This window comes from Antribacter sp. NEAU-D49, assembly GCF_057158775.1.
Genome location: NZ_JBXTSN010000017.1, coordinates 54957 through 72428 on the forward strand (window position 1 = coordinate 54957; position 17472 = coordinate 72428).

20 protein-coding genes are annotated in these 17472 nt (G+C 73.9%); 14 read left to right on the forward strand and 6 right to left on the reverse strand.

The annotated features are described in order from the left end of the window. The first annotated feature begins 77 nt into the window (after positions 1-77). From AC060K_RS14145 to AC060K_RS14180, 8 genes are all read left to right on the forward strand, one after another. Positions 78-980, forward strand: coding sequence for a M23 family metallopeptidase (locus AC060K_RS14145; RefSeq protein WP_483766036.1), 903 nt, complete (start codon positions 78-80; stop codon positions 978-980). A 130-nt stretch (positions 981-1110) separates the two neighbouring features. Continuing rightward, the gene (locus AC060K_RS14150; protein ID WP_483766037.1) at positions 1111-2097 is read left to right on the forward strand and encodes a nuclease-related domain-containing protein; all 987 of its coding nucleotides are present in this window, start codon (positions 1111-1113) and stop codon (positions 2095-2097) included. A gap of 126 nt (positions 2098-2223) precedes the next feature. Then, positions 2224-2679 (forward strand): nitroreductase/quinone reductase family protein, encoded by a 456-nt coding sequence (locus tag AC060K_RS14155; protein ID WP_483766038.1) that lies wholly within the window; start codon positions 2224-2226, stop codon positions 2677-2679. A gap of 272 nt (positions 2680-2951) precedes the next feature. After that, entirely contained in the window at positions 2952-3914 is a 963-nt protein-coding gene (locus AC060K_RS14160; RefSeq protein ID WP_483766039.1) for a DMT family transporter, read from the forward strand. Positions 3915-4045: 131 nt separating this feature from the next. Continuing rightward, positions 4046-4786 carry a MerR family transcriptional regulator gene (locus AC060K_RS14165; RefSeq protein WP_483766040.1) on the forward strand — a complete coding sequence of 247 codons (741 nt, stop codon included), beginning with the start codon at positions 4046-4048 and terminating at the stop codon, positions 4784-4786. Continuing rightward, complete coding sequence (locus AC060K_RS14170) at positions 4783-5409, forward strand: hypothetical protein (RefSeq protein WP_483766041.1); 627 nt, start codon at positions 4783-4785, stop codon at positions 5407-5409. The genes AC060K_RS14165 and AC060K_RS14170 overlap by 4 nt, the downstream gene beginning before the upstream one ends. 47 nt (positions 5410-5456) lie before the next feature. Then, entirely contained in the window at positions 5457-7019 is a 1563-nt protein-coding gene (locus AC060K_RS14175) for a hypothetical protein (RefSeq protein ID WP_483766042.1), read from the forward strand. A gap of 23 nt (positions 7020-7042) precedes the next feature. Continuing rightward, a complete protein-coding gene (locus tag AC060K_RS14180) occupies positions 7043-7774 on the forward strand; it encodes a phosphotransferase (RefSeq protein ID WP_483766043.1) in 732 nt (243 codons plus the stop codon). Positions 7775-7784: 10 nt separating this feature from the next. On the opposite strand, the gene AC060K_RS14185 is transcribed toward AC060K_RS14180, so the two are convergent. Then, a complete protein-coding gene (locus AC060K_RS14185) occupies positions 7785-10223 on the reverse strand; it encodes a beta-galactosidase (protein WP_483766044.1) in 2439 nt (812 codons plus the stop codon). Between the two features lie 112 nt (positions 10224-10335). Between AC060K_RS14185 and AC060K_RS14190 the strand changes: the two genes are divergently transcribed. Then, on the forward strand, positions 10336-10884 hold the full coding sequence (locus tag AC060K_RS14190) for an AAA family ATPase (RefSeq protein WP_483766045.1): 549 nt from the start codon (positions 10336-10338) through the stop codon (positions 10882-10884). Positions 10885-10894: 10 nt separating this feature from the next. Here the strand turns inward: AC060K_RS14190 and AC060K_RS14195 are convergent, their stop codons facing one another. Further along, positions 10895-11587, reverse strand: a complete 693-nt coding sequence (locus AC060K_RS14195) for a hypothetical protein (protein WP_483766046.1) — start codon at positions 11585-11587, stop codon at positions 10895-10897. A gap of 9 nt (positions 11588-11596) precedes the next feature. Beyond that, on the reverse strand, positions 11597-12142 hold the full coding sequence (locus AC060K_RS14200; protein ID WP_483766047.1) for a GNAT family N-acetyltransferase: 546 nt from the start codon (positions 12140-12142) through the stop codon (positions 11597-11599). Between the two features lie 99 nt (positions 12143-12241). On the opposite strand from AC060K_RS14200, the gene AC060K_RS14205 reads away from it, so the two are divergent. After that, positions 12242-13204 (forward strand): LLM class F420-dependent oxidoreductase, encoded by a 963-nt coding sequence (locus tag AC060K_RS14205; RefSeq protein ID WP_483766048.1) that lies wholly within the window; start codon positions 12242-12244, stop codon positions 13202-13204. A gap of 57 nt (positions 13205-13261) precedes the next feature. Here AC060K_RS14205 and AC060K_RS14210 read toward each other — a convergent pair whose 3' ends face one another. Further along, positions 13262-13888 (reverse strand): class I SAM-dependent methyltransferase, encoded by a 627-nt coding sequence (locus tag AC060K_RS14210; RefSeq protein WP_483766049.1) that lies wholly within the window; start codon positions 13886-13888, stop codon positions 13262-13264. Positions 13889-13975: 87 nt separating this feature from the next. On the opposite strand from AC060K_RS14210, the gene AC060K_RS14215 reads away from it, so the two are divergent. Genes AC060K_RS14215 through AC060K_RS14225 form a run of 3 tightly spaced genes read left to right on the forward strand, consistent with a single transcriptional unit; the run spans position 13976 to position 15202 of the window. Continuing rightward, positions 13976-14446 carry a hypothetical protein gene (locus AC060K_RS14215; protein ID WP_483766050.1) on the forward strand — a complete coding sequence of 157 codons (471 nt, stop codon included), beginning with the start codon at positions 13976-13978 and terminating at the stop codon, positions 14444-14446. Continuing rightward, entirely contained in the window at positions 14443-14796 is a 354-nt protein-coding gene (locus tag AC060K_RS14220) for a hypothetical protein (RefSeq protein ID WP_483766051.1), read from the forward strand. Before AC060K_RS14215 ends, AC060K_RS14220 begins: the two co-directional genes overlap by 4 nt. Positions 14797-14824: 28 nt before the next feature. Next, a complete protein-coding gene (locus AC060K_RS14225; RefSeq protein ID WP_483766052.1) occupies positions 14825-15202 on the forward strand; it encodes a VOC family protein in 378 nt (125 codons plus the stop codon). 80 nt (positions 15203-15282) lie between these two features. Here AC060K_RS14225 and AC060K_RS14230 read toward each other — a convergent pair whose 3' ends face one another. Beyond that, entirely contained in the window at positions 15283-15744 is a 462-nt protein-coding gene (locus tag AC060K_RS14230) for an HtaA domain-containing protein (protein WP_483766053.1), read from the reverse strand. A gap of 25 nt (positions 15745-15769) precedes the next feature. Continuing rightward, on the reverse strand, positions 15770-16438 hold the full coding sequence (locus AC060K_RS14235) for a hypothetical protein (protein WP_483766054.1): 669 nt from the start codon (positions 16436-16438) through the stop codon (positions 15770-15772). Positions 16439-16523: 85 nt separating this feature from the next. Here AC060K_RS14235 and AC060K_RS14240 point away from each other — a divergent pair, with 85 nt between their 5' ends. Next, positions 16524-17468, forward strand: coding sequence for a proline dehydrogenase family protein (locus AC060K_RS14240; RefSeq protein WP_483766055.1), 945 nt, complete (start codon positions 16524-16526; stop codon positions 17466-17468). Positions 17469-17472 lie beyond the last annotated feature (4 nt).

The following is a 17472-nucleotide window of genomic DNA, read 5'->3' on the forward strand; positions in this document are numbered from 1 at the left end:
CAGAACAGCCCATGTTTCCGTTCACCGGTGACCCATAGCCTCGTCGTACCGGTACCGCCCACAGAACGGAGAGCACGTTGACCACCACCACGCTCGTCAGATCGATCTCCACGCGCTGGCTGCTCGCAGCGCTGGCCGCCGTCGCCCTCACGCTCGCCATGACCCCGTCGCCGGCCTCGGCCGACGTCAGCATCCAGCTGAGCGGGCACAAGTCCCCGTTCAACTGCGGCAAGACCTTCTACGCCAACAACTGGACCGGCGGGCACAACCCGTCCGGCTCGATCGACTGGCAGTCCTACGGCAGCGACGCCATCAACGGTGAGACCGTCCGCGCCACGGCCGGCGGCACCGCGACCTTCCGGGACGCAGGCGGCACCAGCTACGGCAAGTGGGTCGAGATCGTCCACAGCGACGGCACCCGGACCCGCTACGCCCACCTCGCCACGATGGTCCGCGCGGCGGGCGGCAGCATGTCCGTCAGCCAGGGCACCGTGATCGGGACCGTCGGCTCCACCGGCGGCTCGAGCGCTCCGCACCTCCACTACGAGCAGCGCAACGCCTCCGGCACCGTCGACACCAGCCCGACCGTCGACGGTGTGACCGTGTCGCTCGGCCAGAAGAAGGCCGTCACGAGCACGAACGCGTGCGGCTCGGCCAACCCGTACACGCCCGGCGAGGTCTGCGGGAGCGGCTTCACGCAGATCGACTCGGCGGCGCTCGGCACGGCCGGCCGCGTCTACCTCATGTACAACGCCAGCACCGGCAACAACTGCGTGGTCACGCTGAAGTCGACCAACATCGGCACGCCGTCGGCGGTGTCCGCGTTCCTCGAGCCGCAGGGCTCGACCCGCACCACCGACTCGGGGAGCTTCGAGTACTACGCCGGCCCGGTCAAGCGGTCGGCGCCGAGCACCTGCGTCAGGTGGGGCGGCTCGGTCGGCAGCTCCAGCTACACCAGCCCGTTCGAGCACTGCGGCTGACGGAGCGACGACGACGGAGCGGGCCCCCGGTTCTCGGACCCGGGGGCCCGTTCGCGTGGCCGAGCCCGTACCGGCGCGGTATCACGGCGTCGCCGAGCACACTCGGGCGCACACACCTAGAGTGCGCCTCATGGCACCTGTCCTCTATGAGATCGCCGTCGGCGGGCGAGTCGTACACGTGAACCACTGGCCCGGCTACGGAAAGACGCCCCGCCTCTTCGTCCGGCTGCCCGACGGACTGCAGCTCGGCTACTGGTGCCTCGTCGAGGATCGCCCCGTCGCGGTACCGCCCCACGGCTCGGTGGAGCACGAGCCACTCATCACGGAGGTCGCGGCGGCGTGGAGGGCAGCCAAGGAGGCTGGGGCCCTCCAGCGCGTACGGGTCGTCGAGCCGGCCCAGGAGCCCGTCGAGCCGTCCCCGGGGCCCGCGGACGTCGCGAGCGTTCCCGAACCGGTCGCACCTCCTGCCGGACGTGACATCGCCCTGAACCGGCCCGGGCACAGCCTGGTCCGCAAGCTCGCCGACGACCGGCGCGGACGATCACGGCTCCAGAACGTCGTGCGTGCCCTGACCGGCGCCGAGCGGCGCGAGTCGTGGCACGTCGGTCTGGTCGGCGAGCGCATCGTCGGCAAGGAGCTCGACCGGCTCGTCCGCAAGGACCCGCGGTGGCGGGTGCTCCACTCGGTGCCCGACCCGGTCGACCCCAATCCGGACAAGGACATCGACCACCTGGTGATCGGTCCGACCGGGGTCTTCACGATCAACACCAAGCGCCACCCGGGCAAGAATGTCTGGGTCGGGAGGACGCACGGCGGGACGGGTCAGGGCAGCCCGATCGTGGAGCGCGCTCGCACCGAGGCCAGACGGGCATCGGGGACGCTCAAGGGCGGCACGGGAATCCGGGTCGTAGCGCAGCCGATCCTGGTCTTCGTGGGCGTCACCTCCATCACGACGAAGGAGACCGATCCCGACGAGCCAGTCGCGGCCCTCGCCCCGCGCGAGCTCGTGGAGTGGCTCCAGGAGTATCCCGGTCGGGAGATCCGCGAGTTCGACGTCGACGCGCTCTTCGCCCACGCCCGCCGCGAGTCCACCTGGACAGGAGCCGCTCCGGCCTGACCGCCGCCTCCCCGAAGGGACCGTCCTCGTGTCGTCCGGCCGGGAGACCTGCGGAGATGTCCTCGCGCGCTACGGTCGTGCTGCGCGCTCTCGCCTCGGACGCGCACCTCCGACGAAAGGTGCCTCATGAGCTTCACGTACCCCAAGGGAACCCGCGGGAGACGCATCCCGGGATGGGTCTTCCGCTGGGGAAACAAGCTGCTCGCGCCCCGCGCGCGGCGGTCGGCCAGGCCGATGATGGGCATGAACATCCTGGTGCTGACGACCGTCGGCCGGAAGACGGGCGAGAAGAGGGTGTCGCCCCTCGCCTGGTTCCCGGACCCGTCCGGCGCGTGGCTGGTCGTCGCATCGGTGGGCGGCTCCCCCACCAACCCGGGCTGGTACCACAACCTCGCCGCGCACCCGGACCAGGTCACGGTCGAGCTCGGCGGCCGCGCGGTCGACGTGGTCGCCGAGGAGCTCCAGGGCGCGGAGCGCGAGGAGGCCTGGGCACGGATCATCGCCGAGTCCAAGCAGTTCGCCGACTACCAGGAGAAGACCGACCGGAGGCTGCCGGTCATCCGGCTGAAGCCGAAGAACTGAGCGCCGCGCCGCCGCCCGGCCCCGCCCCGCGCCGCACCGAACTACCGATCACGCGACAGGCCGCGCACGGGCATACAGGGAGCCCCCGGACGATGCCCGCGTGGCATCCTTGGCGCGTGAGCCTGACGCACCGCCACCTCGTCCTGCCGCCTCCGGTCGTCTGACCGGAGCGCGTCGAGCGGCCCCTCCGCGGCAGCAGCCGCGGTAGCGCGGCCGCGGCCTGGCGTGCCCCGGGAACGGTGTCCTCGTCCCGGTCTCACCCTGGAGCTCTCATGCCTCTCTCCTCCCCTGCCCGCACGGGCGCCCTCACCAGCCCCCGCGCCACGGCACGCACCGGCCTCCTGCAGGTCTGCGCCGCCGGTGTCCTCTGGGGAACAGGCGGCCTCGCCGTCCAGCTCGTCCGCGAGCACGTGCCCCTCTCCGTCCTGACGGTCAGCGCGTACCGCACGCTCCTCGCCGCGGCCGTCCTCGTCGTCGCCGTGGCCGTGACCCGCCGCCGGCTGGCCACGGTCACCGTCGCCCGGGAACGGCCCGTCGCCGTGGTCGTGGTCGGCGTGGGCACGGCCGCGTACCAGGCGCTGTACCTCGGCGCCGTCGTCTCGGCGGGCGTCTCGGTAGCCACGGTCGTGTCGCTGGGCGTCGCGCCCGTGCTGCTCACCGCCGCCGAGGCGGTCCGCGGACGGCGGTCCGGCATGCGCCCGGGCCTCACCCAGCTTGTCGCGGTCGCGCTCGCCGTGGTGGGGCTGGTCCTGGTCGCCACGTCCGACGTCGGCCCGGCAGCCCCGCGCCCCCTCCTCGGCCTCGGGCTCGCCCTGGCGTCGGGCACCGTCTACGCGGTGACGGTCGCGGTGGCGGGCCGGCTCGCGCGGGCGGGCGACCCGCTCCTGGTGACGACGGCGACCACGGCGGCCGGTGCCGTGGTCGCCGTGCCGCTGGTGGCCGTCGCCGACCTGTCGGGGATGCTCGGCGCGCTGACGACCGTCCCGGGCGCGCTGGGCCTGGTCTACCTCGGCGTCTTCACGATGGCTCTCGCGTACGCCCTGTTCAACGCCGGCTTGCGCACCACGCCGGGCAGCGCGGCGGCGGTCGCGACGCTCCTCGAGCCGGTGACGGCCGCTGTGGCCGCGGCGGTCGTGCTCGGCGAGCGCCTCACCGTGCCGGGGATCGCGGGGACCGTCGTCATCCTCGGGACGATCGGGCTGCTGTCGACCGCCCCGCGCACTCCAGTCGTGTGACCGGTAGTTCGGTGCGTGATCGGCAGTTCGAACTGCCGATCACGCACCGAACTGCCGGTCACGCGCGCGGAGGACACCCGCGAGCGCTGCCCGCTTGACCTTGCCGCAGCGTCAAGGTCTCTACTGGGACCATGCGAATCGGCGAGCTGGCGGCACTGGTCGGGGTCTCGACCCGGACCGTGCGGCACTACCACCATCTCGGGCTGCTGCCCGAGCCCGTGCGGCAGCCCAACGGCTACCGCGAGTACGGCCTGCGCGACGCCGTCGTCCTGGCGCGGGTACGGCGCCTCACCGAGCTGGGCCTGTCGCTCGACGAGGTGCGCGACGCCCTGGCCGACGAGCGGGGTCGAGACCTCCGCGAGGTCCTCCAGGACCTGGACGCCGACCTCGCCCGGCAGCAGGAGAGCATCACCCGGCGCCGGGCCCGCCTCGGTGCCCTGCTCGCCGAGGCCGACCTGCACCCCGACTCGACGGTGTCGCCCGCGATGGCCGAGGTGCTCCGCGCCCTCCCGGCGAGCGGGTCCCGGTTCGCCGCCTTCGACCGCGAGCTGCTGGCCCTCGTCGACACCGGCGGCGAGGGCGAGGGTGTCGCGGCGATGCTGCGGCCGCTCACGGAGCCGGGGACCGTGGCCGAGGTGGAGGCGCTGTACGCGAGGCTGGACAACCTCGCGGACGCGAGGCCCGACGACCCGCGCGTCGTGCCGCTCGCCACTGACCTGGCGGCCCGGCTCCCCGAGGAGCTGGCCGCCGCGGCCGCGGACCTGGACCCCGACGCCGTGAGCGGCTGGCTCTCGTCGCTCTCGCTGGAGCTGTCACCCGCCCAGACGGCGGTGCTGCAGCGGCTGGTCACGACCCTGAAGGAGCGCTCATGATCCCCGCCTGGCTGCGTCGTCTCGTGGCGGGGGAGCTCCGCGGCCTCGCCAGCCTCGGCCTCTGGGCGGCCCGACGGCGCCACGGGGTCCCGCCGGGTGCGACGGTCGTCACCTACGCGCGCGAGCAGAACCCCATGATGCTGGCGTTCCTCGTCGCGATGGTCGCTGAGGCGGCCGGCATCGAGCTCCTGCTACGAGCCCTCGGGGTGCCCGACGCCGTCCGGGTCGTCGTGCTGGTGATCGACCTGTACGGAGTCCTTCTGGTGCTGACGCTGATCGCCGCCTGCGCCACGCGACCACACGTGGTCTCGGCGGACGAGGTGCGGCTGCGGTACGGCTCCTACCTCGACGTCCGGGTCCCCCGCCCGCTCGTCGCGGAGGCGCGGCGGGTCCGGAACCTGAGCGAGGAGGGCCTGGTCGTGGTCGACGGCGACGAGCTCGCCGTCATCGTGTCCGCGCAGACCAACCTCGTGCTCGACCTCACCGGCCCGCTGACCGTCACCCGTCCCTTCGGCCGGCGCGCAGAGGTCCGCTCGATCCGCTTCTTCGCCGACGACCCGGCGTCGTTCCTCGACGCCCTCCGCGCCGGGGAGCGAGCCGTCGCGGGCCCCACGGGAGGCTGACGCCGGGCGCGCTCCCGAGCGGACGGACAGAGAGTTACCCTGCCGATATGGCCCACCGCCCGGGCGACGACGCCTACACCTTCGAGCTCGTCGACGAGCGCGCGCAGGCCGAGGTGCTGCCGGAGCCGGCCGCGGCGCCGTCGGGCGGAGCGGCCCGCTGGGCTCGACAGAACCGCACGGTGCTCGTGCCCGTCGTGATCGTGGGCGTGGCGGTCGCCGTCGCCGCGGTGGCCGCGGGCGAAGCCCGCGAGCGGGACCGGCGGGAGGCGCTGGCGGCGATCCCGGGCGGGGTGCTCTCGCTCGAGACCCTGCCGGAGCTTCGGTGGCGGATCGACGACGTGCTGGAGCCCGTCGCCGTGCTGGACGGGCTCCTGGTCACCCGCGACCGCGACGGCCTCGACGGCGTGCACCCCGCCACCGGCGAGGTGCGGTGGAGCCTGGAGGCGGGCGCCACCGTCGACTGCGGGGACGCGATGCTCTGGTTCGACCGGCTGCGCACGGTCGGCCCGCTGGTGTGCCTCGACGGGTCGGATGTGCTCGTCGTGGGGGCGGGCGGGGTCCTGGAGGCCTCGCGCCCGCTCGCCGACCGCACCGGCTCACCGCAGCCCGGCCCGGACGGGAGCCTGCTGCGCGCCGAGCGCGTCGGACCGGCCGTGCCCGCACCCGAGGTCGCCTGCGACGACAGCGGCTCGTGCCGTCTCCCCGCGGGCGGGCACCTGGACGGCCGGGACGTGGTGGTCCGCCTCGAGGACGCGACCACGGGCACGCCACGCTGGGAGCGCACCGTCCGGTTCGATGCCCCGGTGGACGACGACGGCACGCTCCACGGGTGCAACGTCCTCGAAGGGCCCTCGGCGGCGCGAGCGGTCCTGGTGCACGACGACCTCGAGGTCGTGGTGCGGGAGCACCTTGTCCGGGTCACCGGGTGCGGCATCGACGCCGCGTTCGCGCCGGACGGCGACGAGCTGGCCCAGCCCGCCGGCTCGTACGTCTACGAGGCCCACGGGACACGCTTCCGGGTCCACCAGGGGCCGGAGGGTGGGGACGCGCGCACGCGGGTCGAGGTCCTGGGCCGGGACGGGGCGGTGCTGCGCGAGGCGACCGGGTATCCCACGTTCCCTGTCGCGACGGACCGCAGCAGCGACGTCTTCTTCACGACGAGCGGCGAGTCCCTGGACGCCCACCTTCCCGACGGTGCCGTGGTACCGGTCAGCACGGCGGTCAACACCCAGGTCCTGGTGGTCGCCGACGGTGTGGTCATCGTCGAGGAGCAGGACCGGAGGACGGTCCGGGCGGTGGAGCTGGTCGGGGGCGAGACCTTGTGGACCTGGCCCGTCCCGGACGAGGTGACGCTCACCGACGGCACCACCGTGGTGCTCGGCGGCGTCTCCGCGCTGAACGCGTTCACCGACGGGAGGCTGGCGATGCTCGTCTACGACCGCGGCGCGACGGTCGGCAACCCGTCCGGGTACGCGGCGTTCGGGATCGGCGTCCGGACCGGTGAGGTCCTGTGGTCCGGAGATCTCGGCCCCGACATCCCGTTCGCCGTGGCCGGGCACCTGGTGACGGCGGGCAACGAGTCGGCGGTAGGCCTGCGCGGCCTGGGCTGACCAGCACCCCTACGCTGACCGTCATGGGACCGGATGAACAGGCGCTCGACGGCGGCAACGTCAGCTCGGTGGTGCGGGTCGGCGACACGGTGCGGCGCACCGCGGGGCCGTGGACCCCCACGATCCACGCCCTGCTGGCCTGGGTGCGCGCCCACGGGGTCGACGGCGTCCCGGCGCCGCTCGGGATCGACGACCAGGGCCGCGAGGTGCTCTCGTACCTGCCCGGGGAGGTGGGCGGCTGGCCCCAGCCCGACTGGGTCTGGGACGAGGCGTTCCTCACCGACGCGGCCACGCTCCTGCGCCGCTGGCACGACGCGAGCGCCGGCTTCCCCCGCGACGGTTCCACGTGGCGGCTGCCCGCGCACGAGCCCGCCGAGGTGGTCTGCCTCAACGACGTGGCGCCGTACAACATGGTCTACGCCGACGGCCGGCTCGCCGGGTTCATCGACGTGGACATGGCCGCCCCGGGTCCGCGCGTCCGCGACCTGGCGTACCTCGCCTACCGCATCTGCCCGTACGGGGAGGACGCCTCACCGCCCGCCGGGCTCGACCCGCACGCGCGGCTCGACCGCCTCCTGGCGGCGTACGGGTCCGACGCCGGGATCAGCGCCGGCGACGTGCTCCAGGCGGCGGCCGGGCGGCTCCTCGACCTCGCCGACTGGTCGGAGGAGCACGCCCGGGCAACGGCACGGCCCGAGCTCCTGGACCACGCGGCGATGTACCGGCGCGACGCCGCCCGGCTCGCGGCCGCATAGGCCCGGGCGCTCAGCCCGCCGTCGCCTCCAGGCGCACCCGGGCCACGCGCACCACGTCCACCGACTCGACGGTCAGGCCGTCCGACGCCGGACGGACCGTCGGGTCCACCCACACGCCGGTCGCGGCCCGCCACGGCAGCAGCTCCAGCCGGACGCCGTGCTCGGCCACCTCGGCCGCGTGCGGGGTGAGGTCCACGTCCCACTCCCGTCCGTGCCAGAAGTGGTCGCCGACCAGCCGCTCCCCTACGAACGCCCGGCCTGCGTCGCCCGTCCAGCGGACTCTCAGCAGCGCGCGGTCCACGCCCGCGAGCGCGTCCGCCGGGACGTCCACGGCCACCGACGCCGCCCCGGAGAAGTCCGTGGGCGCGCTGAGGCGGTGCATCGGGCCGCCGCGGACCGGCTCGGGCGGGGCCGGGGCCACGGGCGCCAGCCCTGAGGCGAGCGTGCGGGTGCCCGCGGAGGGGACGGCGACCGTCCACCGGTGCCAGGGGCCGTCCGGTGCTGCGGCCCGGACGGGCGTGCCGTCGGCCGTCAGCCCAGCCGGCGGCGGCAGGAGCGCCACCGTGCACACCGGCTCGGACGTGTGCACCACGAGGCCGCCGTCCTCCGCATACACCGGGGCGTCGGAGAGGACGAGACGTTCACGCCCGGCCACGTCGAGCCGGTAGAGGCGGTTCGCGCTCGCGGCGTCGAGCACGAGGACGCGCACGCCCGGCAGCTCCACCACGCAGGCAGGTCCGGGCTCGACGGCGAGCCGGACGACGGTGGCCCCGCCCTCTCCCCACGAAGTGTCCTCGCTGCGCTGCGGTACTTCGCGGGGGCCCCTGGGGTCGGACACCTCCGCGCGGCCCGCGCCACCCACCGGGACCTGGCCCTCGATCACGAGCTCGACCGGGACGCCGTCGGCCGCGGCGAGGACCACGACCTGGCCCGACTCGTCCGCGAGGCGCGTGACCACCTCGGCGGTGGCGCTGCGCAGGACGAGGTCGTCCGCGAGGCGGTACCGCAGCGGCCAGACGGTGGTCAGCCCGGTGGGGAGGTCGACGGGCCGGGTGGGGACGGTGACCTCGGCGTCGTCGAACGTGACGGTGATCTGGACGCCGTCCTGCGCGGGCAGTGGGCGCTGGGCGGGCTGGTAGGTGGTGAGGAAGAGGTAGCCGCTGCGGCCGTCGGACCGGACGGCCCAGCGCAGCTCGGCCGGGTCCTCGCTGCCGCCGCCCACCTGCGGCGCCATCGTGGCGAGGCGGTGGCCCTCGGCGTGCAGCCAGAGGTGGCGTCGCCGCAGGAGGTGGTGGTGCGGCCGGACCTGGCCGTGCTCGCCCACGGGGGCGTTGAAGTCGTAGGTGAGAGCGGGCACGTCGTTGGGGTAGCCGGTGGCGTGCGACTCCTGCTCCGGACCGGTGGGGCCCACGCGCTGCGTGCCGCCCGCGTACATGTAGTAGCCCTGCCACACCGAGCCGCTGCCGATCTTGGCGAGGCCGACGGCGTCGACGTCGCGGCCGGTGACGAGCGGCCGGCGGTGGTAGGCGACGTGCATGCCGCCACCGAGCTCGCACATGGCGAAGGGCACCAGGGAGTCGTCCTTGAGCGGCACGGCGTCCGGGTCGAGCACGATGCCGTCGAGCGCCTCGCGGAGGTCGGCCCCGACGGTGAGGTCGTCGCGGACGGCGCTGTACCGGAAGTGGAAGGCCGCGAACGGCGCCCACTCCGTGTCGGACTCCTCCCAGAAGCCCTCCGCATAGGCGGAGTACACCGGCAGGAGGGTCTCGGGGACCTGCGCGCCGCCCCAGCCGGTCGCCGTCCAGACCGGGACCCGGAGGCCGAACCCCTCCGCGATCTCGCGCAGGGTCGCGAGGTGCTGCGGCTGGTCGTAGAGCTCGTTGTCCACCTGGACGCCGACGACGGGGCCGCCGTCCGCGTGCGTGAGGCCCGTGAGCTGCGCGGCGATCTGCCCGTACAGGAGCCGGACCCGCGCCAGGTACGCGGCGTCGTCGGTGCGGGTCGCGATGCCGCTCTCGACGAGCCAGTCGGGGAACCCGCCGTGCCGGGCCTCGCCGTGCGCCCACGGGCCGATCCGGGCGACGACCTCCAGCCCGTGGCGCGCGGCCAGCTCCACGAACCCTCGGAGGTCGAGGTTGCCGTCCCACCGGAAGTCGCCCGGGGAGGGCTCGTGCGCCTGCCAGAACACGTAGCAGGCGACCGACGTGAGCCCGCCCGCGGCCGCATGCCCCAGGACCTCCGACCAGCGCTCGCGCGGGATGCGCGAGTAGTGGATCTCGCCCGTGACGGGAAACCACGGCCGGCCGTCACGCTCGAGCCACCGGCTCGTCACCTCGATGCGGCTCGCAGCGCCCTGCGGGTCGCCGACCGCGAGGTGGCCGCGCCGCTCGGGCTCCGGGTGCGCCGCGCGGAGGGTGCGGGCGGGGCGCTTCAAGGCGTCGGGGGTCATCTGTCTCCTTCGAGGCGGCATGTGCGGGCTCAGCCTAAGCGCAGACTGTGCACGGTCCCAGTCCCGGGAGAATCCCGTGGACATGCGTCGCCGGCCCTGCCAGCATCGCCTCGTGCCGCGCCTCCTCGTCGTCACCGGGCCGCCCGGGTCCGGCAAGTCCACCATCGCCGCCGCCCTCGCCGACCGCTGGGAACCCAGCGTCCTCGTGGAGGGCGACGCGTTCTTCCGGTTCCTCCGCCGCGGCGCGGTGGCGCCCTGGCTCCCGGAGGCGCACGCCCAGAACGAGACGACGGTGCTCGCCGCGAGCGCCGCCGCCGGCCGGTTCGCGGCGGGCGGGATGACGGTGGTGTACGACGGCGTCGTGGGCCCCTGGTTCCTGCCCGGGTTCGCCCGGGCGACGGGGCTGCCGGTGATCGACTACGTAGTGCTGCTGCCGCCGCTCGAGACGTGCCTGCACCGGGTGGCCACCCGCGAGGGGCACGAGTTCACGGACCTCGGTGCGGCCCGGCACCTGTACGACGACTTCGCCCGCGAGGTCGACGACGGGGCGCCCGGGTTCGTGCTCACCGACGCACCCGACGGCTTCGCGACGGTGGCCGACCGGATCGTCGACGCAGTCGAGCAGGGCCGGTCACGGTTCGAGGTGGCGGCCGAGAGCTAGGGGCAGCGCGTCAGTCGTCGAGGTCGAGCTCGGTCGAGCGGTCCGCCCGGCGCGCGCCCAGCCGGGGGTCGGCGAGAACCTGCTCGATCAGCGAGGCCGGGCCGCCCAGCGCCGCCTCCAGCGTGTAGATCGGCACGCCGAGGAACCAGGACCGGTCGTCGGGCCAGACCAGCGACGGCGGGTCGGTCAGCTCGTTCAGCGCGCCGACGGACCGGAGCGGACCGGTCCAGAGGTGGTACCGGCGGTCCGGGAGGGCGAGCGGCTCGGCGTCGGGCCGCTGGGGCCGCACCCGGGCGAGGTACGCGCGACCCTCGGCCGTCACCCGCTCGATCTCCTCCGCCGTCGCGTCCTCGTCGCCCGCGAACATGATGTCCATGCCCGGCGCCGTGCCAGGGTCCTCGCCCGCGTCGAAGAACGCGCCCCAGCCCTCCCACGTGCCGCAGTGCACCGGCTGGTCGCCGGTGGCGGGGCCGAGGACGTCGAGCAGCGCGTCGAGCCAGGCGTGCGGGGCGTACGGCTCGTCGGCGTCGACCACCCGGGGCGAGATCGGCACGACGGCGTACGCCTCGTACCCGTCCGGGACCGCCCCGCCCACGCGGGCGCTCAGCTCCGTGAGGCGGTCGCGGAGCCAGGCACCCGCCTCGGCGTCGTCGTCCCAGGTTGCACCGGCCAGTCGGAGGGCGCGAACCCCGGGGTCGTCCATGCTGGAACCCTAGCCGAGGGGAGCGCCGAACTCACGGGCGAGGATCGCGAAGTCCACCTCCGTGGCCCACGCGCCGTCGCGCAGGTCGTTCTCCACGAGGCGAGCCTCCAGCCGCATGCCGAGGCGCTCGCACACCTGCACCGAGGCGGTGTTCTCCTCGTCGACCCGCGCGAAGGCACGGTGGAAGCCGAAGGTGCCGAAGGCGAGGCCGAGCAGCCCGCGGGCCGCCTCGGTCGCGTAGCCCTGACCCCGCACGTCCGGGTGCAGGGCCCAGCCCACCTCGACCTGACGCGCGCCCGCCGCCCACTTGAGCAGGGCCTCGCCGATCACACCCGGCTCGTCGCGTCGCTCGACCGCCAGCACGAGCGCGTCGCCGGTCTGCTCGAACGGCGCGTCCGTCCAGCTCGTGAGCTTCTGGCGGGCGACCTCCTCGGTCCATGGTGGCTGGTACATGTACGTGACGACGTCGGGACGGGAGCGCCAGGAGAGGAAGGCTGCGGCGTCGGCAGGAGTGACTCGGCGGAGGGTCAGGCGGTCGGTCAGCACGGGGTCCACTCCCCCAGCGAACCATCCGGGCCGCCCGCCGCGCGAGTGGCACCCGGTCCTGCCTAGCGTCGGAAGGGATGCACCGACCGGCACGGGAGAGGAGCGGACATGCACGTCGGATACACGCTCATGACCGAGCAGAGCGGACCGCGGGAGCTGCTGCGGTATGCCGTGGCAGCCGAGGAGGCCGGCTTCGACTTCGAGGTCTCGAGCGACCACTTCAGCCCGTGGCTGACCGAGCAGGGGCACGCACCCAACGCCTGGGTGCTCCTCGGCGCGGTGGCGCAGGCGACGAGCCGGGTCGAGCTCATGACCTACGTGACCTGCCCGACGATGCGCTACCACCCCGCCGTCGTCGCCCAGCAGGCGGCCACGCTCCAGCTCCTCGCCGACGGCCGCTTCACCCTCGGTCTCGGGGCGGGCGAGAACCTCAACGAGCACGTGATCGGCGAGGGCTGGCCCAGCATCGACGTGCGGCACGACCTCCTCGAGGAGGCCGTGCACATCATCCGCGAGCTCCTCACCGGCGAGCTCGTCACCTGGGAAGGCCAGCACTTCCGCGTCGACTCCGCACGCCTCTGGGACGTGCCCGACGTCGCCGTCCAGCTCGGCGTCGCCGTCTCCGGCGCACAGGGTGTCGAACGGTTCGCACCGCTGGCCGACCACCTGATCCAGGTGCAGCCCGACGCCGACGTGGTGCAGGGCTGGACCGCCAAGCACCCCGGCGGCTCCCGGGTGATCGGGCAGGTGCCGGTGTGCTGGGACCCGGACGAGAAGAAGGCGGTCGAGCGGGCCCACCGGGAGTTCCGCTGGTTCGGCGGCGGGTGGTCGGTCAACGCCGACCTGCCGACGCCCGCCGGGTTCTCCGGCGCGTCGCAGTTCGTGCGGCCCGAGGACGTCGCGTCCTCGATCGCGTGCGGGCCGGACCTCGACAAGCTCGCCGAGAGCGCGCGGCCGTTCGTCGAGGCGGGGTTCACCGACCTGGCGATCGTGCAGGTGGGCGACGAGAACCAGGACCGCTTCCTCGCCGAGGCGGCCGGGCCGCTGCTGGAGCGGGTGCGGAAGCTCTGAGGGGGCGCGTCGGGGCGGCGCCGGAGCCGCCGGTCAGGCGGTCAGGCGGGCCGGCGGTCAGGCGGGCCGGCGCCACTCGAGCGTGTAGCGCCAGTAGAGCCGACGCCGGACCCTGGCTCCCGGCATCACCTCGCCCGCCGCTCGACGCACCTGGTCGAAGGTCTCCGCAGGGTCGGCCACGGGCGAGCCGTGCTCCCAGCTGCCGCGGAACGCCCGGGCGACGGCGGAGACGGGCACGGTGACCAGGCTGTACGCCAGGTCCAGGGCAGACCCCGGGCGAGACAGGCCCACGACCATCAGGACACCGCAGGGTGCGACGAGGTCGCGGAGCACGGCGAGCCCTTTCGCGAGGTCCAGGTGGTGGAGCGTGGCGACGCACGCGACGAGGTCGAACGTGCCGAGGTCGTGGGCGGCACCGCCCTGCCGGCCAGCGTCGTGGCCGGCGAGCACGTCGGCCGCGACGTAGGTGAGGCGCGGGTCGCCGTCGGCCAGCGCCTCCGCGCGGGCGACCTCTGCCGGGTCGAGGTCCAGGCCGACCACCCTGGCCACGCCCGCCGCCGCCAGACGGCGCGTGAGCAGGCCTTCCCCGCAGCCGACGTCGAGGGCGCTCTGGGCCCCGGCAGCGTGACGCACGATCTCGGGGTGAAAGTGCGTGTTGTGGTTCCAGAAGGGATCACGCGTCATGGGTCTTGACCTTAGCGTCGCTGCTGTGGGCAGGTGCGCGGCGACCGCCCCATTGCCGGACGGTGAGTTCAGAACTAGTGTTGAAGTATGAGCGCGCTGCCCTTGGACTCCGTCCCCTTCTCGGAGCTGCTCCGACACCCCGCAGAGACCGCTGAGCGGCTGAGCCGCACGCGGGCCGTACGGCTACGCCGTCGCGACGCCGGCGACCTGGTCCTCATGTCCGCGGAACGCGCCGAGTCGGAGTCGGTCGTCGTCCACCTCACTGCGCGCCTGCTCGCACGCGTTGCACAGGTGGACCCTCAGGTCCTTCGCGAGGCGCTTCCCGCGACCCTTCCCTGGATGCGATTCCTGCCTCAGCCGGACGCTGACGCCATGACGGAGGAGTTCATCGCTGCTGCGGAAGCAGCCACAGCCCTCGGCAATACCGCCGCGGTGTCCCAGGTACTCACCGAATGGCAGCACACCGCCGAGGTCTATGCCGACCCCGAGATCCGTCAGGCCTTGACGAGGCAAGACCGTGGCGACTTCGGTCCCGTCCCACGACCGAGCGACGGGTGAGTGCCAAGCGCGGAGACCGTGCCGCTCCCCCGCCACACGGCGATGGATTCACTCTACGGTTCGCGACGAACGACGCGGCCAAGGGCTGGGAGGAGCTCTGCCGACAAGCCCCGTCGAACACGCGGACGGCGTTCGACGCACTCGAACGCAACCCCTGCCCCGAGCCGGCGAACCATCGCCAGCATCCCCTCAAAGGCAGCCTCTCGACAGGCACACACAACGGTCTCGTCCTGCCGCAGTGGCAGTACGAGGTCACGTCCGGAGGCCGGATCTGGTACCTCGTCGATCACGACGCGCGAACCTGCTGGATCAAGTACGCGTCCACCTCACACCCGAAGGTGACCGACTGACGAATATCGCGGCACCTAGGATCAGCGGGTGCTGCGACTCTCCGACGTGACCTACCTCGTCCGCGACCACGACGAGGCGCTCCGCTTCTTCGTCGACGTCCTGGGCTTCGCCGTCCGGCAGGACGACACCTTCGAGTCGGGGTGGCGCCGCGTCGTCGTCGGCCCGGCGGAGGGCGGGACCGGCCTCGTGCTGGCTCTCGCCACGGACGACGTCGCTGTGGGCCGCCAGGCCGGGGGCGACGTCGCGTTCTTCCTGGAGACCGACGACTTCGCCGCCCAGCACGCCCGCATGCTCGCGGGCGGCGTGCGCTTCCGCGAGGAGCCGCGGCACGAGGCGTACGGCACGGTCGCGGTCTTCGAGGACCTCTACGGCATGCCGTGGGACCTCATCCAGCCGCCGGCCTGACCCGATCCCCTGTTGTGGGTATGGCTGTGGCGACAGTTCAGCAGGGAATTGTCGCCACAGCCATACCCACAACTGAGAGGCTAGGCGGCGGGCGTCTCGCCCAGCTCGATCGCCAGCGGCTCGAAACGCGTGCCTTCGGGGTAGGACCCGCCGAACAACGTGGCGCCGTCGGCGGTGAGCTCCACCACCTCCCACGAGAGGCGCGTGCCCTCGCGGACAGGCGCCCCGGCCAGCCGGAAGGCGGCGGTCCGCTCGTCCGCGCCGTCGTCGACGATGGAGAGCTCCCAGTCGTCACCGCGCTGCGTCACCTCGGCCTGCGCGATCTGGCCCACGTAGGACCCGAAGTGGCCGATGAACCGGACGGTGCCCGTGAAGGCGAACCAGGTGTCGTCGGCGGTGGGCGCGGGCACCCGGTCGGTGTCGAGGGGGAAGTGGAAGTCGGGGCCGGAACCGCTGACGCCCTCCACCGCCAGCCGCCCGCCCGGGGCACCCGCCACGTACATGATCAGGCTGGCCTTGACGGCCCAGTCGAGATGCGCCATTTCTCCTCCTTGGAATGGCACGACTCTACTGGTCACCGCTCGACGCAGTCGATCGGCCCCAGCGCCGGGCGGCCGCGTAGGCCCGGGCGCGGAGCAGGTCCTCCCACCGGTAGGTACCGAGCCCGCCGGGTACGTTCGCCGTCGGGTCGAACCGTGGGGAGCCCGGGACCGCCTCCCCCAGGGTGAGCCGGCCGAGGTGCCGCCACGGCCCGGCCGGCGTCGCCGAGAGCAGCTCGATCACCGGGTAGGCCGCCGTCCGCGCCCCCAGCACCACGGGACCCTCGCGGGACCGGAGCGGCATGATCGTGCTGAAGGCTCCGGCCGGCGTCGAGAGCCGCAGCTGCAGCACGTACCGCCCGATCAGGCTCAGCCCGGTCGAGGCGAGCAGCAGGTCCTGCGGCGTGTCGCCGTCGAACCACCGTATGGCGAGGCCCGCCACGTCCGGCCAGGGCGGGGGCAGGCCCCCGCCGCGGGAGATGCGGACGACGACGTCCCGGCGGACCGGGGCGCCCAGCTCACCCGCGCCCGGCGCGCCCGCGTCGTCCACGAGCTCCAGCGTGCCGGTCAGGGCGGTGCCCCGCGGGTGCAGCGGGCGGCCGCGCCGCAGGGCAGCCGCCGCCCCGAGCACACCGGCGAGGACGAGTCCCGCCGTCCAGGCGGCCGCGGTGCCCGCGTACCGCAACGGTCCTGCCATGCCGCACACCGTGCCACGGGCGGCCCGCGCTCGCAGAGCGACCAGACCGCTCCTCGCCCGAACGGGTCCCCTAGCATCCAGGAGCGTGGACACCGACACCCAGCACCAGCTCGCCGCTGACACGCTCCGCGCGTGGGCCCTGGACGAGGACCTGAAGCAGAAGGTGATGTCGACGCCTGCCCTCGCGGCGGCAGCCGCCCGGGTCGCCCGGCGCTACACCGCGGGCGAGACCACCACGGACGCGATCGCGACGGCACGCGCCGGCCTCGCGCGTGGCCACGCCCCGAGCATCGAGTACGTCGGCGAGAGCATCCGGGACGCGGCGACGGCCCGGCGCGAGACCGACGTCTTCCTCGACCTGATCGAGGCCGTCCGGGCCGACGGTCTCCCGTCGACCGTCTCGTTCGACCTCACCCATGTGGGCGCCCTCGTGTCCCGGGACCTGGGGCTCGCCCACGCGCGCGAGCTGGCCGCCGCGACCGCCGACCTCGGCACCGCGCTGATGATCTCGGCCGAGGGCTCGGACCGGACGGACCTGGTCCTCGACCTCCATGAGGCACTGTCGGCGGAGTTCGACCACGTGGGTATCACGCTCCAGGCGCGGCTGCACCGTACCCCGGAGGACCTGCGGCGGGTACTGCTCCGGCCAGGCCCCGTGCGGCTGGTCAAGGGTGCGTTCCTGGAGCCCGACGACGTGGCGCTCCGCCGGGACACCACGGAGCTGGCCGCCGCCTACCTCTCGCTCGCCGACCGGCTCCTGCAGGCCCGCCATCCGCTCGCGATCGCCACCCACGACGCGACCCTGGTCACCGCGCTGCGCGAGCGGCACGGCGCCGCGCTCGCCGAGCCGGGAGTCGAGTTCGAGATGCTCCTGGGCCTGGGCACGGAGCTGCTGGACCAGCTCCACCATGACGGTCTGCGCACACGCGAGTACGTGGTCTTCGGCGGCGAGTGGTGGCTGTACGTGCTCAACCGCATCGCGGAGGACCCGGAGGCCCGGGTGCTGGCCGCCCTGGCGGACCTGCGCTGACCGC